This is a genomic window from Neisseria sicca (assembly GCF_014054945.1).
GTDB classification, from domain to species: domain Bacteria; phylum Pseudomonadota; class Gammaproteobacteria; order Burkholderiales; family Neisseriaceae; genus Neisseria; species Neisseria sicca.
On the sequence record NZ_CP059566.1, the window covers coordinates 150,468 to 174,562 of the forward strand.

The following is a 24,095-nucleotide window of genomic DNA, read 5'->3' on the forward strand; positions in this document are numbered from 1 at the left end:
GGATTGGGCGGTTGGCTTTTGTCTTTGAAAATAAAAACCGCCCAATTGGGGCGGTTTTGTATGGCATTGATTTTAAAATGCAACGTAGTTTGCAGGATTGACCGGTTTGCCGTTTTGGCGCACTTCAAAATGCAGTTGCGTGCGGCTGGCGTCTGTGTTGCCCATGTTTGCGATGGTTTGACCGCGTTTGACTTGTTGTCCTTCATTGACCAGCAAGCGTTGGTTGTGACCGTATGCGCTCAGATAAGATGAGTTGTGTTGGATGATGACCAGGTTGCCGTAACCGCGCAAACCTGAGCCGGCATAGACGACTTTGCCGTCAGCAGCGGCAACGACGGGTTGACCGGCTGTACCGCCGATATCTACACCTTTGTTGCTGCCGCCGAAGTTGCTGATGACGTTGCCGACGGTCGGACGTTGCCATGTGATGCCGCTGACTGTGCGGGTACCGCCTGTGGAAACGGTCGGGGTGTTAAGCGGTGCGGGAGTAGGTTTGGGAGAGGCGGTGTGTGTCGGAGGAGGTGTTGGAACGGACGCAGTAGCGGTTGGGGCGCTGTAGCCGTTCGGTTTGACGCGGAGGGTTTGTCCGACGCTGATGGTGTTGTCTGCCAAGCCGTTCCATGCGCGGAGGTTGTCTTGGGTAATTTGGTAACGTTTGGAAATGTTATAAACGGTATCGCCGCGCACTACGGTGTGTGTTGCAGCATTGATGTCCACCGGCGCGTAAGAAGGTGTGTAAGAGCCGGTAGGGCCGGAAGGGTAGCTGCTGTTGGCAGGAGGAGTAGAGGCGGGAGGGGTATAAGGGGCGTCGTTGTTGGCCGCATTGGTTTCGTAAGGCGCTGCACCATATGGATTGTTGGAGGCTGTGTTTGCAGAACCGGAATTGCTGCCGGAATTTCCTACGACGACGGGCGCAGGTTGTTGGCTGGCGCATGCGCTGAGTATGAGGGCGAGGGCTGCCGACCCTGCGTAAAATGCGGTTTTTTTCAACATGATTGGATGACCTTTATATCGGGTTGTTGTTTTATTGGGACATATCATAATAAAAATACGCCCTGTTCTCAAGTATTGCAGCCGTTAGTAACTGTTAAAGTGCCTGATTTTGACTGGTTTGCCTGTTTGAAAATCTGACGGACAGCGGGTATGGGCTTAATGTAGGGTTTCATTTCAAAATAACTGTTTATAGTGGATTAACTTTAAACCGGTACGGCGTTGCCTCGCCTTAGCTCAAAGAGAACGATTCTCTAAGGTGCTGAAGCACCAAGTGAATCGGTTCCGTACTATCTGTACTGTCTGCGGCTTCGTCGCCTTGTCCTGATTTAAAGTTAATCCACTATATCAGAAGCAGGTCGTCTGAAAAGGTTATGTGTTTGAGGTTTTTATGCCTTGCCAAAACTCGTTGACGCTTTGGAGTTGGTTATAGGCTGTCAGGTCGATTTGCAGGGGGGTGATGGTGATGAATCCTGCTTCGCACTCTCCAAAGTCGGTGCCTTTCTCTTGGTCGGAAATGTTGCCGACCGGCCCTATCCAGTAAATCGGTTCTCCGCGCGGATTGTGCATGGGGACGATACTTTGCTCGTGGTGTCTTCTGCCCAATCGCGTGATTTTAATGCCCTGTATGTCTTCAGGCATGACTGCGGGGATGTTGATATTCCACAGGATGGGCTCTTTGGGAGGATTTTTTAACAAATATTCTAGCAACATCCAAACGGATTTTTCAGCGGTTTTCCAGTAGCGGCCGCGTGAATCATTCAATGAAAAAGCGATGGCGGGAATACCCATCAAATAGGCTTCGGTTGCTGCAGCGACTGTACCTGAGTAGAGGGTGTCGTCCCCCATGTTGGCGCCATTGTTTATTCCGGATAAAACCAAATCAGGTTTGAAATCGGGCAGGGCGTGTTGTCCGACATGGATACAGTCGGTTGGCGTTCCGCTGACATAGTAAAAACCGTTTGAGGCTTCTTTTATTTGCAGCGGGCGGTCAAGTGTTAAAGAATTGCTGACGCCGCTGCGGTCGCGTTCGGGTGCAACTACGCGGACATTGGCAAATTCTGCTGCAACGCGTGCCAAAATAGCAATGCCGGGGGCTAGGTAGCCGTCGTCGTTGGAAATTAAGATATTCATAATTGTATCCGTGACATAATCTGGGCAGTCTAACGGTTGATGATAAAGTTTGTCTATTTTTCAGATGATTTTATGTGTGTGGCGAATTGCAGGTCGTCTGAAAGAGAGAGTTCATATATAGTGGATTAAATTTAAATCAGGACAAGGCGACGAAGCCGCAGACAGTACAGATAGTACGGCAAGGCGAGGCAACGCCGTACTGGTTTAAATTTAATCCACTATAATTTGCTTTATAACAATATTTGAAGTTGTGCGGTGAGAGGGGATTTTTGTAAAAGAAGAGATGATTTATTTCTTATCAGATAATCCGCAATGCATTACAATAACAAATCGTAATCCTTATTTACAAACTACTTTCGGGAGTTATTGAAATGCGCCGTTTTTCTTATCTAATCGCTTTGTCTTCAGTGTTAGCCATTTCTGCATGTGCTAGTAACCAATCAAAATCGGAATCTTCTGTCGGAAATTCAGGCTCGGCTTCATCTCATGAACAATATGCCGGGAAAGATTCAGGAGCATGCCGCAGTGTGGGTGAAGGGCATAAAGTGAATGGCAAAGGAAAAAATGACGTTTATATGTGTAAGGCAAGTGTTGCACTGAATTCCGATGAAGCGAAATCTGTTTTGAATCCTAATATCAAAGTTTCTTATGGCAGCACCGGTAATACCACTTTGGTCTCCCGTCAAATTGCCAACATGGTCGGTAAAAGTCCGGAGGAGTCCTGCCAGCGTGCTTTCTTGAGTACAGTGAAACGCTTCCAAAGCACTGCGGTACAAAGAAAAGCGAAATCCGTCCGCTTAGTCAGCTATTTTGACAAAAAAACCGTTGGCGGCAATGAGTATGAATGCCATGTTGCTACTTGGAACAGCCGAGTGGTCTTAAAAGGAAGCTTGCATTAAAAGTGTAACGACCAAATTATGGTTTGGCGGTAATTTGGTCTAACTGCCACGGCAATTTCAACTGCATGTTTGCCGTGGGGCAAATCAGCCTGCAGGTTCAACTCCTGATTGACGTTCCCCACGAATCCTGCACATTCCAATCTATATGGAGCGTTTATCTATGGAATATCCTTATCTATTATCCGTTTCGCCCGATTCGTTCATCCTGTTTGATAACGACAAAGACAATTTTTTTGACGAATTTTATCGGGAATTTTCCGGTTGTGCGTTTGATAGCGAATGTGAAAATGTGTGGTATTTGCAGGGTACGGACGCATTTTTTGCCGTTCAGGGAAACCGGCTTGTTTTGCAGGATTGGGCAGGGCAAATTTATTTTTCGCTGCCGTTATCCGTGTCGCTGGATTCGGTGGAGAATGGTGGTGTCATGCTGGTTTCCGGTATGCCTGAACCAGTTTCTGCCGAAATACTTCAAGCTGCGTTTGGAAGCACGAAAGGCGATGACAAAGCCTTGTCGCAGGCATTGTCGGATTTTGAAGCGCAAAACGGTTGGAACGAATACGATTGTCAGGCGTTGTGTATTTGCCTGTTCAACGAAGAAGGGTTGGAGCGGATGAAACGGGACTATGAGTTGTAACCGCCTTTTCAGGCAGTCTGCGACAATGTGTTGAAATGAGCCGGTGGGGTATATGCTGCCGGCTCATTTTGGTTTTAGAAAATTTTGTTTTGGATATCCGATGAAGAAGCATTTGTATTGCCTGCTCGGAGATGAGCTACTTGCCGAAACTTATTGTGATGATTCTTTAAGTCAACATGATAGGCAGAGGATAGCCCAATCACCGCAATTGTCGGAAAGAATAGATTGGAAAGTCAGTCGCGCCCTTAAGCAAAAATCAAAATATCCAATCGTTTCGCTCAGCCATAGTCACGGCATTGCTGCGGTATTGTGTACATCAAATAGTCTGTCCGCCGGTGTGGATGTTGAGAAAATCCGTTTTCGTGATTTTCAGGCGTTGGCTGAGTGGGTATGTGTTGAGTGGGAAAAGGAATATTTGGCATCCAGAGATTGGGATAAGGAAGAATTTTATCGGCTATGGTGCATTAAAGAAGCACTGTTGAAGGCGGCGGATTTGGATTTTCCCGAGGATATGCGCAAGGTTGGCTATCGATTTACAGCAGATGGAAAAAAGGAAATACAGGTGTGCGGATGTTCGGATTGGCATGGAATGACAGCGATGTTGTCTGATGGATTTGTTGTTGCCTGTGTTTGGCAGGGGAATGATGTTGAAGTTTATCTGGAATGTCACGGCGGGATAAATAAGGATGATTTGATGAGGATAGAGGTCGTCTGAAAACAGAATATTTTCAGACAGTATTGTCTGCTTGTGACAGACTCGAATTTCGGTTATAATCCGACGCTTTCAACCTTGCCTTTTGCTTTCGCATGGCAAAAGGCTGTATTTAATCATCCATAAGGAGATAACATGCGTCATTATGAGATCGTGTTTATCGTTCATCCTGATCAAAGCGAGCAAGTGCCTGCTATGGTTGAACGTTACAAAACCATGATTGCCGAAGCCGGCGGCAAAATCCACCGCTTGGAAGACTGGGGCCGCCGTCAACTGGCTTACCCGATTAACAAAATCCACAAAGCACACTATGTTTTGATGAACATCGAAACTACTCCTGAAGTAGTTGAAGAGCTGGAAACCGCTTTCCGCTTTAACGATGCCGTACTGCGCCATCTGACCATCAAAACAAAACATGCTGTAACCGAAGCCTCTCCTATGCTGGGCGGCGAAAAAGCAAAAAACTTGCTGAACGGTGCGGCTGAAGAAGTTGCAGCAGCCGAATAAGATTGGATAATCTTACAAAGCTTACCGCCCTGATTTACAAGGTTGAATCCTTGAGATACACGCCGGCAGGAATCCCTGTTTTGGATATTATGTTAAAGCATGAATCTTGGCAGGAAGAAAATGGGCAAAAATGCCTGGTCAGTTTTGAAATTCCCGCGCGTATTTTAGGTAAGCAGGCTGAAGAATGGCAGTATCGGCAAGATACGATGGTTGAAGCAGAAGGCTTTCTCGCACAGCGAAGCAAACGCTTCCCAAGGCCGATACTCCGCATACAGAACATTAAAGAATATAAAGGTTAAACGACAATGGCTCGTCAATCATTCAAACGTAGAAAATTCTGCCGCTTTACGGCTGAAAAAATCCAAGAAGTCGATCACAAACAAGTTGATTTGCTGAAAGACTTCATTTCTGAAAACGGCAAGATCATCCCTGCCCGCATCACCGGCACCAAAGCACATTACCAACGCCAATTGGCTACTGCAGTCAAACGCGCACGCTTCCTGGCTCTGTTGCCTTACACCGATCAACACAAATAATTTTGGAGTTTAAATCATGCAAATTATTCTGTTAGAGAAAATCGGCGGTTTGGGCAACCTGGGCGACATCGTTACCGTGAAAAACGGTTACGCCCGCAACTTCCTGATTCCTGCCGGCAAAGCCAAACGCGCTACTGAAGCCAACATGAAAGAATTCGAAGCACGCCGTGCCGAATTGGAAGCCAAACAAGCCGAAATCTTGGCCGATGCTAAAGCACGTCAAGAAAAACTGGACGGTCAAACCATCACTATCGCTCAAAAAGCCGGTGTGGACGGTCGTCTGTTCGGTTCTGTTACCAATGCCGACATCGCTGCTGCGATTGTTGCTTCAGGCGTTGAAGCTGCAAAATCCAACGTCCGCCTGCCTAACGGTCCTCTGAAAGCCGTAGGTGAGTACGAAGTTGAAGTGGCTCTGCACACTGACGCTGTTGCTGCGATTACCGTTGCTGTTGTTGCGGCTGCCGAGTAATAGACAGTCTTAAAAGGTCGTCTGAAAGGGAATGGAATGTATATTCCTACCGTCTTTCAGACGGCCTTTTTGCATAATTAAGACTGCTTCCTTAGTGACTATAAATCCAGATATGAAAAAACTTATTCCTTCTCTTGCGATATCAACTGCGTTGCTGCTTGTTGCTTGCAATACAACCAAAACAAACGTTGAGTCTGCTAAAACGGTTGAGCCGATCAATCAAAGCAAAAACCAGCGTCCTGCTTTTGATTCTGCTGCGGAATCGGTTGCCAGCAGCGGCTTTAATGCCAATACCAATGTCCGCCAGTTTATCCGTTATGAAGCGGCGAAAAAGCAGTTTACAGAAGCCGAGCTGCAAAACTTTTTCAATGGCGTGGTTTACAAGGGCAATATCATCAATATCATGTACCGCCCGTCAACTTCCCGCCCTTGGTATGAATTCCGCACGGGCAACTCCGGCGCGACGAAATTTAACGGCGGCAAACAGTTTTACGCTGCCAACCGTGCCGTTATCGATGATGTGGCACGCAAATACGGCGTACCTGCCGAGCTGATTGTGGCGATTATCGGCATTGAAACCAACTACGGTAAAAACACGGGCAGCTTCCGCGTTGCCGATGCTTTGAGTACCTTGGGTTTTGATTATCCGCGCCGCGCCGAATTTTTCCAAAACGAGCTGATTGAGCTTTTGCTGATGGCGAAAGAAGAAAAAGAGAATGTTTTTGACTTCAAAGGCAGCTATGCGGGCGCAATGGGTATGCCGCAATTTATGCCTTCGAGCTATCGCAAATGGGCGGTCGATTATGATGGCGATGGACACCGTGATATTTGGAACAATATCGGCGACGTTGCCGCCTCTGTTGCCAATTATATGAAGCAACACGGTTGGAAAACAGGCGGCAAAATGATTGTTCCCGTCAATCTGACAATTACGCCCGATTTAAAAGCCATCATTGATGAAAAAACTGCATTGAACCGTACCGTTGCCGATTTTAAAGCGATGGGCGTGGTTCCGCAAAAAGCGGTTGCCGACAATGAGAAAGCCGTTTTGTTCAGCTTGGAAACTAGTCCGGGCGTATTTGAATATTATCTCGGTCTGAATAATTTCTATACGGTTTGGCAGTATAACAACAGCCGGATGTATGTTACCGCCGTGCGCGATATTGCCAATGCAATCAACAACAACGGTTTGTAATGTTTAAAAACCACCTTCTCCAAGGTGGTTTTTTATTTGAGGGTCTGAAACAAATCCACTCCAAATTCAAGCAATCAAACGGATTTTCATGCCGTAACGCTTTTTGCCATGTCCGGAAACAAACTGTCCGCCGCGCGCAGGCGATAAAAAGGCGTTGCCTTCGGCGGTAGGCTCGGCGCAGGTGTATTGTCCGTTGCGGTCGCTCCAAAGCGCGTAAACGGGCAGGTTTTGCGTTCGGATGTCGAGTTTTAATCCGTCAAACGCAACATGTGTATCCGATGGTGAAGCGACAAATTCCGTGTGTGCAATATAGTCGGCGTCGTAGGGCGCGCCGTTGAAATCGAATTGGGTGCCGACGGCGGGGAAATAGGGATGGAAACCGGGCGAAGTGCGCACGGGCGCGTCTCCGTAATTGCAGACGGTCAATGTAGCGACTGCTTCGTTTTCATTCGGCAGGCTGTAATCCAGCAGCCATTCGACGTTTTCGTAGCCCTTTGCCGTACTGATTAATCTCAAGCCGACATCCGATTCGTTTTGATAACGGACTTGCCAAGTAGAGGTTCTGCCGAAACCGTGTTGCGCCAAATGGTTTTTACTGTCCGGTCCGAACTGCGGCAGGCAGACGTGCATCCCGCCGCGTAATTTTGTGTCAGTACCGACTTGGACGCTGGTTTTCGGGAATAACACTTCCCGACCGTGTAAAACCAAATTGTCCACATATGCACCCAAGGTGTTTATCTGCATGGATGCGGAATGATTGCGTAAGATGATTTCAGACATAGTGATTTGTTCTTCAAGATATTTTAGATTTTGTAATATTCTAACGAATATACACGCGCCTTTCCCGATATGCAGGCAGAAAATCCTTAATAAAAATCAAAAAAATGCTAAAATACCCGTCATCTTCCAAGGTCGTCTGAAAGGCGTTCAACCACTTTTCAGACGACCTTCCGATTTATTTCCAGCAGAGAAAACCTTATGGCTTATCAAGTTCTTGCCCGTAAATGGCGTCCGAAAACCTTTGCCGATTTAGTCGGTCAGGAACACGTCGTCAAAGCCTTGCGCAACGCGCTGGACGAAGGCCGCCTGCACCATGCCTACCTGCTGACCGGTACGCGCGGCGTCGGGAAAACCACCATCGCCCGTATTTTGGCGAAAAGCCTGAACTGTGAAAACGCGCAACACGGCGAGCCTTGCGGCGTGTGCCAAAGCTGTACGCAAATCGATACCGGACGCTACGTCGACCTGCTGGAAATCGACGCCGCTTCCAATACCGGCATCGACAACATCCGCGAAGTATTGGAAAACGCCCAATACGCGCCGACCGCCGGCAAATACAAAGTCTATATCATCGACGAAGTGCATATGCTCTCCAAAAGTGCGTTCAACGCCATGCTGAAAACGCTGGAAGAGCCGCCCGAACACGTCAAATTCATCCTTGCCACCACCGATCCGCACAAAGTCCCCATTACCGTTTTGAGCCGCTGCCTGCAATTTGTCTTGCGCAACATGACTTCGCAACAGGTTGCCGACCACCTTGCCCATGTTTTAAACAACGAAAACATCGCCTACGAATCCGCTGCCCTGCAACTCTTGGGCCGTGCCGCCGCAGGCTCGATGCGCGATGCCCTGAGCCTGCTCGACCAAGCCATCGCCATGGGTTCGGGCAGCGTTGCCGAACAAGACGTCCGCCAAATGATTGGTGCGGTGGACAAGCAATATCTGTACGAACTGCTGGCGGGTATTGTCAACCAAGACGGCGAAGCCCTGCTGGCGAAAGCGCAGGAAATGGCGGCGCGTGCCATCGGCTTTGACAGCGCGTTGGGCGAACTTGCCATGCTGTTGCAACGCCTCGCCTTGATACAGGCGGTTCCTTCCGCTTTGGCACACGACGACCCTGAGCGCGAAACCCTGTTGCAACTAAGCCAGGCACTCAGCGGAGAACAAATCCAGCTTTATTATCAATGCACTATCCATGGCAAACAGGATTTGAGCCTTGCGCCCGACGAATACGCCGGCTTCGTCATGACCCTGCTGCGTATGCTTGCGTTTGCGCCGCTGGCAGCGGATGCGCACGACGTTGGCGGACATATTGAAAATACCGAGCTGCATTCTGCCGAAACAGGTGTCCACACCGCAAAAAAGCCTTTGCAACTTCCCCAGTCTGAAGCCGCCAAACCGCCCGTTCAGACGACCCCTGCGCCTGCCACGTCGTCTGAAAACAAGGTTGCCGAACCGGTTTCAACTCAAGGAAACAACGACGTTCCACCTTGGGAAGACGTGCCGAGCGATGTGGAAACCGTATCGGACACACCTGCGCAAACGGCGGATGCGAGCGTTCAGACGACCTCTGACGCAGCAGAGACAAACACTCCGTCCGCAAACGAAGCAGAAACGCCGTTTCAGACGACCCCTCAAGCCGAAACGTCGTCTGAAAACCAAGTTTCCGATTACGGGGTAGCAAACAACGAAACCGAGGTTTCCTTGGCTGAAAGGTCGTCTGAAAACACAAACCTAATTCAGACGACCCCAGTCGCAGAAGCCGTGGACGCAGAAGCATTTGCGCATGAAGCTCCCGCAGAGCCTTTCTACGATTACGGTTCGCCCGAGCATGACTACCCCGTAGAAGACAGCGCAGACATGCCTCCGCCGCCGGATTGGGAACACGCCGTCCCTGCCGATACGGCAGAAGCAGAATCGGAAGCCGAAGAAGACGGCGACGACGAAGACACGCAGTTCGCCCCGCTGCCCGATTTTTCCACCGAAAACTGGGCGGCAATCGTCCGACATTTCGCCCGCAAGCTCGGCGCCGCGCAAATGCTGGCGCAACACGCAGCATGGACGCACTACGACGCAGACAGCCATCTTATAATGCTGTCGCTGACTGACGAAGCGCGCGCCACCGCCAACAAAGAGCGGCTCGACAAAATCAAAAACACGCTTGCCGAAGCCTACGGCCTTCCGTTGAAATTGCAAACCGAACCGTGGCGCGACGACGCAGGCTGGGAAACCCCGACCATGCGCCGCCAACGCCTCCAGCTTGAAGGCAGGCAGCAGGCACAGGATTTGCTCGAAGCCGACGAAACCGCGCGTCAGGTTTTAAAAGTTTTCGAAGCCCAATGGCAGCCCGATTCTTTGGAACTGGCGGAGCAGGCGGAATAACGGCAATCGGGAATTTCCGTTTCCCTTCGGATACATAAACATTCAGGTCGTCTGAAAACCGTCAACCCGCTTTCAGACGACCCTTCACACCAAACGGTATGACCCCATAACCTTAACGATTCAACCACAGGAGTTTTAAATATGTTCGGAAAAGCCGGATTAGGCGGCCTGATGAAACAGGCGCAGCAAATGCAGGAAAACATGAAAAAAGCGCAAGCGAAACTTGCCGAGACCGAAGTAGAAGGCGAAGCAGGAAACGGCTTGGTTAAAGTCGTGATGACCTGCGCCCACGTCGTGCGCAAACTCGAAATCAGCCCCGACCTGATTCAAGAAGCCGCAGACGACAAAGAAATGCTCGAAGATTTGGTGCTCGCCGCCATCAATGCCGCCTCTGAAAAAGCCGAAGAAACCACCAACAAAACCATGGGCGCATTCACCCAAGGCCTGCCCGCAGGCATGGGCGACTTCTTCCGCTAAACCCGCGCCGCAAAGCAAATATATAGTGGATTAAATTTAAATCAGGACAAGGCGACGAAGCCGCAGACAGTACAGATAGTACGGCAAGGCGAGGCAACGCCGTACTGGTTTAAAGTTAATCCACTATAGGTCGTCTGAAACGCCAAAAAGCAGTTTCAGACGACCTTCGGATTATCTGTTTTGCGGATTGAAATCAACATATCGGCAGTCATTCCGCCGCAGGCATATTGAATGCGCCATTGCATTCAAACCCGCTCAATCAAGATTAAAAACCAACCGATACACCAAACAAAAAATGAAACCGTCCCTTCCCATCCGCTCACTTCTTTTAAGCTGTGTGTTCGCCGCAGCAAGCGCAAACAGCCTTGCCGCCGCAACCGTCATTACTTCTCCGGACAAACAGTTCAGCGTCAGAAAAGTCTGCAACCATAAAACTCAAGAATGCTCTTTCTTTGCAAGCAAAAAAGCCATTGCAAAAAATCTTCCCGAAGACAGGACGAGCTATGAATGGCTTGGCAATACCTTTGCATTAAGGATCAGCTTCGGATCGTATGATTCCTACACCACCTTCGCCGACCGTACCCACAAGCCTCATACGCTTTCTTCCGTTATCGCCACCGACAGCAAAACGCAATGCGCCGTGACCGCAGGTTATAAAGGCGTGTCTTTCTACTCGCTGTTCCATGAAAAACCGGTCAAATTCATTTCCGCAAAAGACAAAAAATTCGGCTTCATCCAAGATGTCGCCACGTTGGAATCCGTCGTCGAGGCAGAATTCAAAGGCAAGAAAGTCCGCATGACCTATATGAACAAAGCCGAACGCGATGTCTCGGTCGTTTTGGACAATCCGTGTGTGAAATGATGTGCCAAGTTTGATGGAGTATTTCCATGATAATTACTTATCAAGAAGCAAAGAAAATTGCAGTATCTTTTTTAAGTCAAATAGAGCAAGAAATAGGAATGTCATTATTAATAGTTGAATCTCATATACGAGAAAATGATGATGGGTGGTTTTTCCCATATCAGTCAAAAGAATATTTAGAAACAATGGATATAAACAAATCTATTATTGGAAATTGGCCTATATTTGTTTCTAAAAATAGAGAAGTTCCTTCTATTCGTTGATGTTAGCTCATTAGTTAAGTCGTATCTCACCAAACTTGAAACTATATAGAATAGAAATAAATTTATAACAGCTGAAATATATGATCTAACAGGGTATTTTCAAAAACCATAGTCTGCATGAAATTTTCTAGTAGGATATGTGCGATATGGACAAGGTCGTCTGAAAAGATGCCGTTCATTCAAAAGCAAAACAGCCCGAAACCTGACTGAAAAAAGGTTTCGGGCTGTTTGCGCCTGATTGGCAAGCCGAAGCGGGGCAGGGCGCAAGGTGTTTTTTAGCGTTTGGGCGAGAGCTGGTCCACCAAGCCGCCGTCAGCAAAATATTTCTTCATGATTTCCGGCCATGTGCCGAATTTTTCATTCGGATTGAACGTTTCGATATCTGGGAAATCAGCTTTGTGTGCGGCGAGGACTTCGCTGTCGCGCGGACGCAGATACAATTTGGCGGCAAGCTCTTGGGCGGGTTTGCTCCAAAGGTAGGACAGATATTCCTGCGCCGCCTGCTGCGTACCTTTTTTATCCGCCACGCTGTCCACGACGGCAACCGGTGTTTCCGACAAAATCGTGTAGCTCGGATAAACAATCTCAAATTGATCTTGAGTCAGTTTTTTGCTGACATGATTCGCCTCGTTTTCAAAAGTAATCAAAACATCGCCGATATTACGCTGACTGAACGTCGTCGTTGCCGCCCTGCCGCCGCTTTCAAATACCGGCGTATTTTTCAGCAAAGCAGCGACAAATTCCTTGGTTTTGCCTTCATCTCCGCCAAACGCCTTCAAACCGTAGCCGTATGCGCCCAAAAAGGCGTAGCGGCCGTTGCCCGTGGTTTTCGGGTTGGCGAGTACGATTTTTACCCCGTCTTTGGTCAAATCGTTCCAATCCTTGATTTGCTTCGGATTGCCTTTGCGGACGAGGAAAACTGTCGTGCTGGTGTAAGGCACGGCTTGGTCGGGCAGGCGTTTAGCCCAGTCGGATTTGACCAAGCCTTTTTGTTCGAGCAGCTCGATGTCGGAAGTCTGATTCATGGTCACCACGTCCGCCGCCAAACCGTTCGCCACAGATAAAGCCTGCTTGCTGGAGCCGCCGTGAGACTGCTGGATTTCAATAGACTCGCCATGATGCTTTGCCTGATATTCTTTAATAAATAACGGGTTATATTCTTTGTAAAAATCCCGTGCCACATCATAAGACACATTTAAAAGCGTAATGCCCTTGCCGTTTGCCGCCGGCGCAGCCGCCTTGTCGGCAGCCTGTTCGGACTTGGGCGAGCAGGCGGAAAGGGCAATGACGGCAGCCAGCGACAGTATGCGGATATTCATTCGACACTCCTGAAAAATTCGGAAAACAATTCGCCCGATTCATTGCCGATAAGGACGTAACGCACAAAGCATGAACAGGCAGTGATTACAAAGCACTTTATCTCGAAAGAATAAAAAGCGGAAATAATGTTTGCTTCGGCGGATATCAATTTTGGTTATAAGGTCGTCTGAAAAGCAGGTTTCATTTTCAGACGACCGCCGCCGAGACGGAATCTTGTTTTGATTATAGTGGATTAACTTTAAACCAGTACGGCGTTACCTCGCCTTGTCCTGATTTAGTTAATCCACTATATCCGGCGAAAACGTAAAAAAAGGTCGTCTGAAAACGGCTGATTCGGTTCTATATGAACCGGAATCCGTTTTCAGACGACCTTTTCGCAAGCAATCACAAAGCCGCGTCGTATCCGCCGTCTTCCACAGCGTCAATCAACGCCGCCGCATTGGTTTTCGCCGGATCGAATTCAATAACGGCATTTTTGTTTTCCAAACTGACTTCGGCTTTGGCTACGCCGTCGATGCCGGTCAAAATGCGGGTAACACTTTTGACGCAACCGCCGCAAGTCATCCCGTCGATATGAAGCGTGAGGGTTTCCATAGGGTTTCCTTTCTGTGGGCAAATATCGTGAAATCCGACAGGCCGCCGCAACACTTCAACGCAAACGATGTGCCCAAATGTCGAAACACAAATGCTTGTAGGATTTCATCCTAGATTGTAGAAAATATCCAAGACCGTACTGTAAACCCTCAAGAGGCAAAGTCAAGCGGGTCGTCTGAAAAAAGCCGTACGCTACTGTTGTCGTGCCGCAGCGGCAGGCAAATATAGTGGATTAACTTTAAACCAGTACGGCGTTGCCTCGCCTTAGCTCAAAGAGAACGATTCTCTAAGGTGCTGAAGCACCAAGTGAATCGGTTCCGTACTATCTGTACTGTCTGCGGCTTCGTCGCCTTGTCCTGATTTAAATTTAATCCACTATAATATGCTGCCAAACAGTTGAAAAGGTTGGGTAAATGAGCGCAGCTAGAGCGAGCCGCAGGCGTAAAACCCCAAAACACCGAAACTTCAAACCAAAGGTCGTCTGAAAACAAGCGTGAAGCATTTTCAGACGACCTTTCTTATGGGAAACGGTGTGTTTTTGGGTTTTGTTCGAGGATGGTTTCAGGGCTTGCCGAATTTTATAGTGGATTAAAATAAAAATGAGACAAGGCGGCAACGCCCACCGTGTACGGGTAGTACATAAGGGCGTTGGCAACGCCGTATCATTGCAATTTTAATCCACTATATTGAAACCCAAAGGCTTCGTTTGAATAGGCTTATCGGCTGTATCGGGTATCCGTATGGATGTTTCGGACCGGATTGTGTTTGGGAACGGGTATGCGGGTTTGTACGGACGGGTGCTTGATTCGTTCGGGTCAGATTTTGGCTTCCAGCATCGGTTTTAAGGCTTCCCAAGCCTGCGGCAGTTCTGTAAAGCCGTCGGATGCCATCAGGTGTCCGCCTTGGGCGATGTGGGTGACGGGGCTTTTGAGTTTGTCCGCCATGTCCAGGGTCAGTTCGGGCGGGACGTGGGTGTCGTCGTCGGAGACGATGCAGTGTTTGGGCATTTGGATTTTGCGCAGGATGTCGAATTCGGGCGCGGCGCCTTTGATGTAGGCGTCAAGGGCGGGCAGCGGGGGCAGGGGGTCGGCGAATCCCGCCGCCAGTACCAAGCCGCCGATTTTTTCGGGTTGCTGGCGGCTGAGGAAGTGCAGAAGGGTGATGCAGCCTAGGCTGTGTCCGACTAAAAAGGTGTTTTCGTCGGGCTTGCCGATGACTTGGTCGAGGGCGAACTGCCACGAGGAAACCGTCGGCCGTTCGGGATTGGGCATCGCCAGCGAGTCGGCTTGGAAGAAGCCTGCGGCGCGGACTTGTGCCGAGAGCCAGTCAAACCAGTTGCCGTGCGGATTGCCTTCAAAACCGTGTACGATAAAGACGCGTCGGGGCATGTCGATTACTCCTTTTCAGACGACCTGTCGGGTGTGTCGGTTTACTTATTATAACACTCATTGTTTGTTTCAGTTTTATCGTTATCCTGCGTGCGGCGGGTAAACGGGAATCGGGATGGGTGGTCAAGTTGAAGGTGGAAAGGGCAATGGCGCGGATTTGGTGTCGGAATCAAGCGCTCGCTTTGGGCTTGGGTGCGGGGCGTTGTTTGGTTAAAGTTCATGTGTGATGCAAATAGTTTTTTTAGATTTGTATCAATAAAAGGTCGTCTGAAATCGGTTTCAGACGACCTTGGGCAGGGAAACATTCAGATGTAAATATTGTGAATGCCGCGGGTTTGGTCGGAGCGTTCCGCTTAAAAATAACCCGCCTTTTTGCGCTCTTCCATCGCTGCTTCCGACACGCGGTCGTCCATGCGCGTGGCGCTGCGTTCGGAAATGGTGGCTGCCGCGGTTTCGGCGATGATGTCTTCGGGCGTGGCAGCGGTGCTGGCGACGGGGCAGGTGCAGGAAATGTCGCCGACGGTTCGGAAGCGCACGTCGCGGATTTGGGAAACTTCGCCTTCGCGTTTCGGCGTCAGCGGGGTAACGGGGACGAGCAGCCCGCCGCGTTCGACGACTTCGCGTTTGTGGCTGTAATAAATCGGCGGCAGCGCGAGGTTTTCGCGGGCGATGTATTGCCAGATGTCGAGTTCCGTCCAGTTTGAAATGGGGAACACGCGCATGTTTTCGCCGCTAAAGAGCCGAGTATTGTAGAGCGACCAGAGTTCAGGACGCTGGCTTTTCGGGTCCCATTGTCCGAATTCGTCGCGGAACGAGAAAATCCGCTCCTTCGCCCGCGCTTTTTCCTCATCGCGCCGCGCGCCGCCCATCAGCGCGTCAAAGCCTTGTTCTTCAATGGTTTCCACCAGCGTAACCGCCTGCGCGGCGTTGCGCGAATCGGTTTCGCGGCGCAGGACGACCGTGCCTTTTTTGATGGAATCTTCGACGCTGCCGACCACCAGTTGCACGCCCGTGCGCGCCACGGTTTCATCGCGGAACTGAATCACTTCGGGATAATTGTGCCCCGTATCGACATGCAGCAGCTTGAACGGCAGCTTGAGCGGGCGGCCTTCGAGTTTGAACGCTTTGACCGCCAGCGCCAGCAAAACGACGGAATCCTTGCCGCCGGAAAACAGCAGCGCGGGATTTTTCGCCTCGGCGACGACTTCGCGGATGATGTAGATGGATTCGGCTTCAAGCCAGTCTAGGTGGTGGTTTTGAATAGACATATTGTTCTCTTTAGCAAAACTCGGATAGGCGGTACTCTAAAGAGGTCGTCTGAAAAACGGAAAGAATGGTTTGTTTGAAGCAAAGATGATTTCGTTATATTGGCGGGGTCGTCTGAAAAGGGATTGCCGTTTTCAGACGACCTTTTTGCCGCGCGGCAACGGAAACGGCACATATAGTGGATTAACTTTAAACCAGTACGGCGTTGCCTCACCTTGCCGTACTATCTGCACTGTCTGCGGCTTCGTCGCCTTGTCCTGATTTAAATTTAATCCACCATATAACCAAATTCGATAAGATAAGCAAAAACCATTCTTTCCGCCGAGGCCTGCGGGATTTTAAGATGGGCGGCACGATAGCTTAATAAGAGAACACGCCATGAACCATTATCCCCTGTTTGCCGATTTGAACGGCCGCCCCGTCCTGCTGGCGGGTGCGGGCAAAGTGGCGGAACGCAAAGCCGAAAGCCTGTTGCAGGCAGGGGCTGCGGTCAGGGTTGTCGCCCGCGAACTCAATCCCGTTTTCCAAAAATGGGCGGACGAAGGCAAAATCGAATGGCTGGGCAGCGAATTTCACGACGACGATTTGGACGACGTGTTTTTCGCCGTTGCCGCCACCGACGATTACGCCTTCAACCGCCGCATTTTCCAAGCGGCGGAGCAGCGGGCGAAACTCTGCAACACCGTCGATACCGCGGATTTGTGTTCCTTCACCGTCCCCGCCGTTATCGACCGCAGCCCGCTCAAAATCGCCGTCTCCAGCGGCGCGACCGCCCCCGTTTTGGCGCGCAAGTGGCGGCAAATCATCGAAACGCTCATCCCGCTGCACACCGGTCAAATGGCGGCACTCGCCGGCAAATGGCGCAACGCGGTCAAAGCCAAAATCAAAGGTACGGCAAACCGCCGCCGCTTTTGGGAAAACCTATTCGACAGCCGCTTTAACGCGCTCGCCGCCCAAGGCAACCTCGATGCCGCCGAAGCAGAGCTTGCCGCGCAGCTTGACGGCTTCGGCGCGGCAAAAGGCGAAGTCGTCCTTGTCGGCGCAGGCCCCGGCGACGCAGGGCTGCTCACCTTGCACGCTTTGCAGGCGATACAGGCGGCGGATGTCGTGTTCCACGATGCCTTGGTTTCAGACGACGTCTTAAGCATGATGCGCAAAGACGCGGACAAAATCAGCGTCGGCAAACGCGCAGGCTCGCACCACGTCCAACAAGAAGAAACCAACCGCCTCCTGGTCGAATACGCCCGCCAAGGTTTACGCGTCGTCCGGCTCAAAGGCGGCGACCCCTTCGTTTTCGGGCGCGGCGGCGAAGAAGCCCAAGTCTTGCGGCAGGCAAACATCCCCTACCGCATCATCCCCGGCATCACCGCCGCGCTGGGCGCGACCGCCTACGCAGGCATCCCCCTGACGCACCGCGACTGCGCCCAAAGCGCGCTCTTCGTTACCGGACACAGCAAACACGACGGCCACCAACCCGACTGGCGCACGCTCGCTCTGAGCAACCAAACACTGGTCGTCTATATGGGCACGCTCAAAGCCGCCGAAACCGCCGAAAAACTGATGGCACACGGACGCAGCGGCGACACACCCGTCGCCATCGTTTCCAACGGCACGCTCCCGCACCAAAGCGTCGTGACAGGTCGTCTGAAAAACCTGTCCGAGCTGGCAGAAAACGCCCCGCGCCCCGCGATGATCGTCATCGGCGAAGTCGTTTCCCTGCGCGACGAATTGAAGTGGTTTCAAGAAAATCCCGCGCAAAGCCGCCTCCACACGCTGCACGAACAAGCCGCCTGAAGCGTTGGTTTAAACCGTTTAAACAAACAAAAGGTCGTCTGAAAACCCCAATCCGGTTTTCAGACGACCTTTCTTGATTATGCTTTCACGGGCGGATGGTGTAAGATGTTGACGCAGCACGCAATCGCATCAACAAACGCCTCCAACGGAGCGTGCGGCACGCCGGATAGAGATAGGGCAGAGAGCGGCCGAGCCATCAAACGGATGGATGCCGCTTTCCGTTTTTTCAAAAAAAGAAAGGATTTTCCTTGTCCAAACGCAACATTTTCCCCGTCGACAAATCTTTGGAGCAACCCGAACGCGTGATGCTGGTCGGGGTGATGTTGAGTGCGGATTATTCGGGCGCGAACGAAGTGCGCGAGCGGACTTTTCAGACGACCTTGGACGAGGCGGCGGAATTGGTCGCGGCAGCGGGCGGCGAGCTGGTGTTGCGGGAAACCGCCAAGCGCGACAAGGCGCATACGGCTTATTTCGTCGGTACGGGCAAGGCGGAGGAGCTGGCGGCGGCGGTGAAGCTGCACGACATCGGCTTGGCGGTGTTCAACCATGAATTGACGCCGACGCAGGAGCGTAATTTGGAGAAAATCCTGCAATGCCGCGTCCTCGACCGCGTGGGTCTGATTTTGGCGATTTTTGCCAAACGAGCCCAATCGCAGGAGGGTAAATTGCAGGTGGAGCTGGCGCAGTTGAACCATTTGAGCGGGCGGCTGGTGCGCGGCTACGGGCATTTGCAGAGCCAGAAGGGCGGTATCGGCTTGAAAGGGCCGGGCGAGACGCAGTTGGAAACCGACCGCCGCTTAATCGGGCAGAAAATCACGGCGTTGAAAAAACAGTTGGCGCAAGTGAAAAAACAACGTGCCACGCGCCGCAAATCGCGGATGGAGGGTCGTCTGAAAACCTTTGCCATCGTCGGCTATACCAATGCGGGCAAATCCAGCCTGTTCAACCGTCTGACCAAGGCGGACGTGTTGGCGAAAGACCAGCTTTTTGCCACGCTGGATACGACGGCGCGGCGTTTGTTCCTGTCGCACGAGGCGGGCGTGATTCTGACGGATACGGTCGGTTTCGTCCGCGATTTGCCGCACAAGCTGGTGTCGGCGTTTTCGGCGACGCTTGAGGAAACGGCTTTGGCAGATGTGTTGCTGCACGTCGTCGATGCGTCCAATCCCGATTTCGAGCGGCAGATGGACGATGTGAATGTGGTTTTGGAGGAAATCGGCGCGCATGAAGTGCCGCAGCTTGTCGTGTACAACAAAATCGACCTGCTGCCGCAAGGCGTGCGCGATACGGGCGTGTTGCGGGACAATTCGGGACGCGCCGTCGGCGTGAATATTTCGGTTGCGAAAAGTCTGGGCTTGGACGCTTTGCGCGAGGCGATGATTGAACGGGTGTTGGAAAACGGCGGCAAGAGGTCGTCTGAAAACTGCGAAGTCGAATAAAAACAAGGTGTTTTGACTGTCGTTGTTTCTGTATATAGTGGATTAAAATTGCAATGATACGGCGTTGCCAACGCCCTTATGTACTACCCGTACACGGCGGGCGTTGCCGCCTTGTCTCATTTTTATTTTAATCCACTATAGAAAGGGCGGCGGGTCAAATTTCGATTTCGATCATCGTTTGCCGCCGCGTGTTTCAAAAGGTCGTCTGAAAAAATAAAGGCCGTTTGGAAAACAAAGATAAATCAGGGAGGGTTTATCTTTATTTCCAAACGGCCGTTTAAAAGGTTTCCCGCTTAGAGGGGGAGGAGGCGGCGTTTTTTCAAAACGTTTTCGTAAATCATCCATGCCGCCAAGCTCAGGTAGGCGACGCTGGACAGGATGCCGATAACGGCAAAAATAGGTAGCAGGCGGTCAATCATGATGTTTTCCCGAGTAAGAAGTTAATGAAAAATTTTGTGTAAAAGCGTAATGTTTTGTATTTTTTATTGTACTGTTTGTACGGAATATGCGTGTAGTATGCAGCTTCAAATCGAGTCGGTCAACAAAAATGTATGGTGTTTTTTTAAAAAAGTTCCGTTTTTACATTAAAATAATCGGTAAATTCGACCGATATGCGGTATGGCAGGGTAACCGTTCGTCTATTGATAAACGGATATATCGTTGAAAAATATAAATAAATAATATAAAAATATGCAAATTGTTTTAAAATAAACGTTTTGTAAAAAAATTTTAAAAATCTGCTAAAAAGCGACACTTTAATAAAGTTTACATTTTTAAACATTTCAAATCCAAGTTTCAAGCGGCAAACCATCTGCCGGCACACCATCAGGCACATATTATGAATCAAACGGAAAGAACCTGTTTCCATTGCGGTCTGGAAGTCCCCGAACACCTCCATTTGACCGTCCGCTACGAAAATGAAGACCATGAAACCTGCTGCGCGGGTTGTCAGGCGGTGGCGCAGAGCATTATTGATGCAGGTTTGGGCAATTATTACAAACAGCGTACCGCCGACGCGGAAAAATCCGAACTGCCGCCGCCGGAAGTGTTGTCGCAACTGAAATTGTACGATTTGCCCGAAGTGCAGGCGGATTTTGTCGAGGTCGGGGAAGGGGATGAACGCGAGGCGGTGTTGATGCTGGGCGGCATTACTTGCGCGGCGTGCGTATGGCTGATTGAGCAGCAGCTTTTACGGACGGCGGGCGTGGTGCGCGTGGATTTGAATTACAGTACGCACCGCTGCCGCGTGGTGTGGGACGAGGGCAAAATCGCGCTGTCGGACATTCTTTTGAAAATCCGCAAAACGGGTTATACCGCCGCGCCTTACGATGCGCAAAAAGTCGAGGCGCAGGCGCAGAAAGAGCGCAAACAGTTTATCGTCAGGCTGGCGGTCGCGGGTTTGGGCATGATGCAGACGATGATGTTTGCCGTGCCGACTTATCTTTACGGCGGCGACATCGAGCCGCTGTTTTTGGAAATCCTGCACTGGGGCGGCTTTTTGATGGTGCTGCCCGTCGTGTTTTACAGCGCGTTGCCGTTTTACCGCGGCGCATGGCGCGATTGGAAAAACCGCCGCGTCGGCATGGATACGCCGATTGCGATTGCGGTCGTGATGACCTTTGTCGCGGGCATTTACAGCCTTGCCGTCAATGCGGGGCAGGGGATGTATTTCGAGTCCATCGCCATGCTGCTGTTTTTCCTGTTGGGCGGGCGGTTTATGGAACAAATCGCAAGGCGCAGGGCAGGAGATGCGGCGGAGCGGCTGGTGAAACTTGTTCCCGCGTTCTGCCACCGCCTTCCGTCTTATCCCGACAGCGAGGAAATCGAAGAAGCGGCAGTTGTACAGCTTCAGGCGGGCGACGTGATCGTCGTCAAACCCGGCGAAGTCATTCCTGTGGACGGCACGGTGTTGTCCGGCGAGAGCGAAGTGGACGAAGCCATGTTGACGGGCGAGAGCCTGCCCGTCGTCAAAAGGTCGTCTGAAAACGTTACCGCAGGCACGCTCAATACAGGCAGCCCGCTTGTTATCCGAACCGACCGCACCGGCAACAACACGCGTCTGTCGCACATCGTCAAACTGCTCGACCGTGCGCTCGCCCAAAAACCGCGCGCCGCCGAGCTTGCCGAGAAATACGCCTCCAGCTTCGTGTTTGGCGAGCTGCTGCTTGCCATCCCCGTTTTCATCGGCTGGACATGGTATGCCGACGCACAAACCGCCTTGTGGATTACCGTCGCGCTGCTGGTCATTACTTGCCCGTGCGCACTTTCACTTGCCACGCCGACCGCGCTTGCCGCCTCCACAGGCGCGCTTGCCGACGACGGCGTGTTAATCAGCGGCAAACAAAGCCTTGAAACGCTCGCCCAAATCGACGATGTCGTGTTCGACAAAACCGGCACGCTGACCAAAGGACAACTTTCCGTCAGCCGAATCATCCCCTTAGGTCGTCTGAAAACAGAAGAAGCGCTCGCCGCCGCACAAGCCCTGGAGCAACAATCCGAACACCCCATCGCCCGTGCCATCTTGAACCACACGCTTTCAGACGACCCCACCCCTGCGCCAGAATACATAGTCTCCCAACGCGTCAACCGCATCGGACAAGGCGTCAGTGCGCAAATGACTTATAAAGACGAAACCCAAGTTTGGGCATTGGGACGCGCCGATTTCGTCGCCGGAATAGCCGGCGTGTTGCCTGACCAAGCCGCCAACATCGAACACGCAGGCAGCATGGTGTTCCTTGGCAACCAAAGCGGTTTCCAAGCCGTCTTCCTGCTCGAAGACCAAATCAAAGACAGCGCCGCCGCCATGCTCGACACCCTCAAACAACAAGGCATCCGCACCCACCTACTCAGCGGCGACCGCACCAATGCCGTCGCACAAGTCGCGCAGGAGCTCGGTTTGGACACCTACCGCGCCGAAGCCACGCCCGAAGACAAACTCGCCTATGTTGAAGACTTGCAGAAACAGGGCAGAAAAGTTTTGATGGTCGGCGACGGCATCAACGATGCCCCTGTCCTCGCCCAAGCCGACGTATCCGCCGCCGTTGCAGCAGGCGCCGATGTCGCACGCGACGGCGCCGATCTGGTCTTGCTCAACGACGATTTGAACATCCTGCCCGCCACCATCGCCCAAGCTCGCCGCACACGCGAAATCATCCGCCAAAACCTCGCCTGGGCAAGCGCATACAACATCATCGCCGTCCCGCTCGCCGTCTTAGGCTACGTCAAACCCTGGATCGCCGCATTGGGCATGAGCCTCAGCTCCCTGTTTGTAGTGGGCAACGCGTTGAGGCTGTTGAAGAAGAGGAAATAGGTAGGGAAGGGAAAGGTCGTCTGAAAAACCGGATTTTGGGTTTTCAGACGACGTTTTTATTTGAGTTTTTAAAAGATGGATTGGCGGTGGTTTTTTCGTGGGCAAAGCCCACGCTACGAGGGCGTCGATTGAATTCAGGCTAAAAGGTCGTCTGAAACCTTTGATTTGATGGTAGATTAGGGTGAAAATTGGACATTGTAGAATGTTCAAGGTTCTTGTTGAGTTTTGAACCAGCCTACGCTTGCTAAAAGTGGAAATATTTATGGCAAGGGAAATTTGAGTGGCAAGATGTTCCGAATAGATGATAAATTTATGAAATAAAAGGAGTATTTTTATGTATCTAAGGTTTACAATTATGATCTTTGGCGATAATTTCAAGCCTAGTAAAATGGTTAATAACCTTGAGACTTCTCTTGAAGTTACTGACTATTTTGATGTTGGAGGAGAAGATGAATTTGGGGAAATAAATGATTATGGATGTCTGGTAGTAAATCACAAAAATGAATTTTCAAAAGAATATTGGGATAGTGAATATGAACAGGAATTCGTAGATTTTTTTAGAAAAAATCATCAATTATTAAGATTAAATAATGCTGATGATCTTAGAATTTTTATTGAGGCTTACTATTCAGATCAATGCAATTTTGAAATTTTCAATAGTGAATTATTAGCAGAGTTGGCAAAATACAAAGTTAGCCTACCAATAAGTGTTTATTATTGTGATAATGATTAATATCATAATTTGTAACATGTGTATTAAAAATTTATATAACAAGCGCAGGTTAGATTTTAAGTTTAAAATTAAATAAAATCAAAATTTATTGTATTTTACCCAACCTATGCTTGCTGATTCTCATCAAGAATATAATAAGATTTTGTATTGGTATGTGTCAGGTCATGGTCCATATGGTTTTAATTAGGAATGAATAATGCTTATAGTTTGTGCACACTGTGGTAATAAGTCTGAATTAACTCTGAAGGCTAAAGATTTTGTCAATCAAATGATGAAAACAGGATTAAAATTTGTCATGGTAGAGTGCCCTGTATGTCATAACAGTACGGCTTATACTGAAGATTCTTCTTTAAAACCAAAAATACCAGTAGAGGATTTCGTTATTAGGTGCCCGACGCAACATTGTACTGG

Annotated in this window: 25 protein-coding genes and 1 pseudogene; 16 read left to right on the plus strand and 10 right to left on the minus strand. The window is 50.3% G+C overall.

All coding sequences use genetic code 11. The features are described 5' to 3' along the window. Positions 1–72: 72 nt before the first annotated feature. Positions 73–993, minus strand: coding sequence for a peptidoglycan DD-metalloendopeptidase family protein (locus H3L95_RS00735; RefSeq protein WP_003757365.1), 921 nt, complete (start codon positions 991–993; stop codon positions 73–75). A 369-nt stretch (positions 994–1,362) separates the two neighbouring features. Continuing rightward, positions 1,363–2,124 carry a 5'/3'-nucleotidase SurE gene (gene surE / locus H3L95_RS00740; protein ID WP_003757367.1) on the minus strand — a complete coding sequence of 254 codons (762 nt, stop codon included), beginning with the start codon at positions 2,122–2,124 and terminating at the stop codon, positions 1,363–1,365. A 371-nt stretch (positions 2,125–2,495) separates the two neighbouring features. Between surE and H3L95_RS00745 the strand changes: the two genes are divergently transcribed. The 8 genes from H3L95_RS00745 to mltB all read left to right on the plus strand — a co-directional run bounded on the left by H3L95_RS00745 (position 2,496) and on the right by mltB (position 7,076). Continuing rightward, the gene (locus H3L95_RS00745; RefSeq protein ID WP_241429710.1) at positions 2,496–3,023 is read left to right on the plus strand and encodes a hypothetical protein; all 528 of its coding nucleotides are present in this window, start codon (positions 2,496–2,498) and stop codon (positions 3,021–3,023) included. Between the two features lie 160 nt (positions 3,024–3,183). Next, positions 3,184–3,657, plus strand: coding sequence for a hypothetical protein (locus H3L95_RS00750; RefSeq protein ID WP_003757373.1), 474 nt, complete (start codon positions 3,184–3,186; stop codon positions 3,655–3,657). A 100-nt stretch (positions 3,658–3,757) separates the two neighbouring features. Continuing rightward, positions 3,758–4,372: a 4'-phosphopantetheinyl transferase family protein gene (locus H3L95_RS00755; RefSeq protein ID WP_003757375.1), complete on the plus strand. Its 615-nt coding sequence runs from the start codon at positions 3,758–3,760 to the stop codon at positions 4,370–4,372. 132 nt (positions 4,373–4,504) lie between these two features. Then, positions 4,505–4,876: a 30S ribosomal protein S6 gene (rpsF, locus tag H3L95_RS00760; RefSeq protein ID WP_003757376.1), complete on the plus strand. Its 372-nt coding sequence runs from the start codon at positions 4,505–4,507 to the stop codon at positions 4,874–4,876. A 2-nt stretch (positions 4,877–4,878) separates the two neighbouring features. Beyond that, complete coding sequence (priB, locus tag H3L95_RS00765; protein ID WP_003757378.1) at positions 4,879–5,175, plus strand: primosomal replication protein N; 297 nt, start codon at positions 4,879–4,881, stop codon at positions 5,173–5,175. 6 nt (positions 5,176–5,181) lie between these two features. Continuing rightward, positions 5,182–5,412 carry a 30S ribosomal protein S18 gene (rpsR, locus tag H3L95_RS00770; RefSeq protein ID WP_003757380.1) on the plus strand — a complete coding sequence of 77 codons (231 nt, stop codon included), beginning with the start codon at positions 5,182–5,184 and terminating at the stop codon, positions 5,410–5,412. 16 nt (positions 5,413–5,428) lie between these two features. Continuing rightward, entirely contained in the window at positions 5,429–5,881 is a 453-nt protein-coding gene (rplI, locus tag H3L95_RS00775; protein ID WP_003743490.1) for a 50S ribosomal protein L9, read from the plus strand. A 112-nt stretch (positions 5,882–5,993) separates the two neighbouring features. Further along, the gene (mltB, locus tag H3L95_RS00780; RefSeq protein WP_003757382.1) at positions 5,994–7,076 is read left to right on the plus strand and encodes a lytic murein transglycosylase B; all 1,083 of its coding nucleotides are present in this window, start codon (positions 5,994–5,996) and stop codon (positions 7,074–7,076) included. A 66-nt stretch (positions 7,077–7,142) separates the two neighbouring features. Here mltB and H3L95_RS00785 read toward each other — a convergent pair whose 3' ends face one another. Further along, positions 7,143–7,856 (minus strand): aldose epimerase family protein, encoded by a 714-nt coding sequence (locus H3L95_RS00785; protein ID WP_040668277.1) that lies wholly within the window; start codon positions 7,854–7,856, stop codon positions 7,143–7,145. Positions 7,857–8,054: 198 nt separating this feature from the next. On the opposite strand from H3L95_RS00785, the gene dnaX reads away from it, so the two are divergent. From dnaX to H3L95_RS00810, 4 genes are all read left to right on the plus strand, one after another. Next, the gene (dnaX, locus tag H3L95_RS00790; RefSeq protein ID WP_040668279.1) at positions 8,055–10,238 is read left to right on the plus strand and encodes a DNA polymerase III subunit gamma/tau; all 2,184 of its coding nucleotides are present in this window, start codon (positions 8,055–8,057) and stop codon (positions 10,236–10,238) included. A 141-nt stretch (positions 10,239–10,379) separates the two neighbouring features. Beyond that, positions 10,380–10,715, plus strand: a complete 336-nt coding sequence (locus H3L95_RS00795) for a YbaB/EbfC family nucleoid-associated protein (RefSeq protein ID WP_003744574.1) — start codon at positions 10,380–10,382, stop codon at positions 10,713–10,715. Positions 10,716–11,010: 295 nt separating this feature from the next. Then, on the plus strand, positions 11,011–11,577 hold the full coding sequence (locus H3L95_RS00805) for a hypothetical protein (protein WP_003757391.1): 567 nt from the start codon (positions 11,011–11,013) through the stop codon (positions 11,575–11,577). A gap of 26 nt (positions 11,578–11,603) precedes the next feature. Beyond that, a complete protein-coding gene (locus tag H3L95_RS00810) occupies positions 11,604–11,840 on the plus strand; it encodes a YrhB domain-containing protein (protein WP_003757392.1) in 237 nt (78 codons plus the stop codon). 275 nt (positions 11,841–12,115) lie between these two features. On the opposite strand, the gene H3L95_RS00815 is transcribed toward H3L95_RS00810, so the two are convergent. The 5 genes and pseudogenes from H3L95_RS00815 to H3L95_RS13960 form a co-directional block, all read right to left on the minus strand. Then, on the minus strand, positions 12,116–13,159 hold the full coding sequence (locus tag H3L95_RS00815) for a sulfate ABC transporter substrate-binding protein (RefSeq protein ID WP_003757396.1): 1,044 nt from the start codon (positions 13,157–13,159) through the stop codon (positions 12,116–12,118). A 385-nt stretch (positions 13,160–13,544) separates the two neighbouring features. Continuing rightward, positions 13,545–13,754: a heavy-metal-associated domain-containing protein gene (locus H3L95_RS00820; RefSeq protein WP_003757400.1), complete on the minus strand. Its 210-nt coding sequence runs from the start codon at positions 13,752–13,754 to the stop codon at positions 13,545–13,547. Between the two features lie 815 nt (positions 13,755–14,569). Beyond that, on the minus strand, positions 14,570–15,142 hold the full coding sequence (locus H3L95_RS00830) for an RBBP9/YdeN family alpha/beta hydrolase (RefSeq protein ID WP_003757405.1): 573 nt from the start codon (positions 15,140–15,142) through the stop codon (positions 14,570–14,572). A gap of 353 nt (positions 15,143–15,495) precedes the next feature. After that, the gene (cysD, locus tag H3L95_RS00835; protein WP_003757409.1) at positions 15,496–16,410 is read right to left on the minus strand and encodes a sulfate adenylyltransferase subunit CysD; all 915 of its coding nucleotides are present in this window, start codon (positions 16,408–16,410) and stop codon (positions 15,496–15,498) included. 168 nt (positions 16,411–16,578) lie between these two features. Beyond that, positions 16,579–16,689 (minus strand): annotated as a pseudogene (locus H3L95_RS13960) (IS5/IS1182 family transposase); the annotation flags it as partial. A 97-nt stretch (positions 16,690–16,786) separates the two neighbouring features. Here H3L95_RS13960 and cysG point away from each other — a divergent pair. Beyond that, positions 16,787–18,202 (plus strand): siroheme synthase CysG, encoded by a 1,416-nt coding sequence (gene cysG / locus H3L95_RS00845; RefSeq protein ID WP_003757413.1) that lies wholly within the window; start codon positions 16,787–16,789, stop codon positions 18,200–18,202. A gap of 77 nt (positions 18,203–18,279) precedes the next feature. Here cysG and H3L95_RS00850 read toward each other — a convergent pair whose 3' ends face one another. After that, on the minus strand, positions 18,280–18,432 hold the full coding sequence (locus H3L95_RS00850; RefSeq protein WP_003757414.1) for a hypothetical protein: 153 nt from the start codon (positions 18,430–18,432) through the stop codon (positions 18,280–18,282). Positions 18,433–18,450: 18 nt separating this feature from the next. On the opposite strand from H3L95_RS00850, the gene hflX reads away from it, so the two are divergent. Next, positions 18,451–19,641, plus strand: coding sequence for a GTPase HflX (hflX, locus tag H3L95_RS00855; protein ID WP_040668282.1), 1,191 nt, complete (start codon positions 18,451–18,453; stop codon positions 19,639–19,641). A gap of 293 nt (positions 19,642–19,934) precedes the next feature. On the opposite strand, the gene H3L95_RS13700 is transcribed toward hflX, so the two are convergent. Further along, positions 19,935–20,060, minus strand: a complete 126-nt coding sequence (locus H3L95_RS13700) for a hypothetical protein (protein ID WP_003757417.1) — start codon at positions 20,058–20,060, stop codon at positions 19,935–19,937. 419 nt (positions 20,061–20,479) lie between these two features. On the opposite strand from H3L95_RS13700, the gene H3L95_RS00860 reads away from it, so the two are divergent. Together H3L95_RS00860 and H3L95_RS00865 are read left to right on the plus strand one after the other, a co-directional pair. After that, a complete protein-coding gene (locus tag H3L95_RS00860) occupies positions 20,480–22,951 on the plus strand; it encodes a heavy metal translocating P-type ATPase (protein WP_040668283.1) in 2,472 nt (823 codons plus the stop codon). Between the two features lie 355 nt (positions 22,952–23,306). Continuing rightward, a complete protein-coding gene (locus tag H3L95_RS00865; RefSeq protein WP_241429712.1) occupies positions 23,307–23,684 on the plus strand; it encodes an interleukin in 378 nt (125 codons plus the stop codon). The last annotated feature ends 411 nt before the right edge of the window (positions 23,685–24,095 follow it).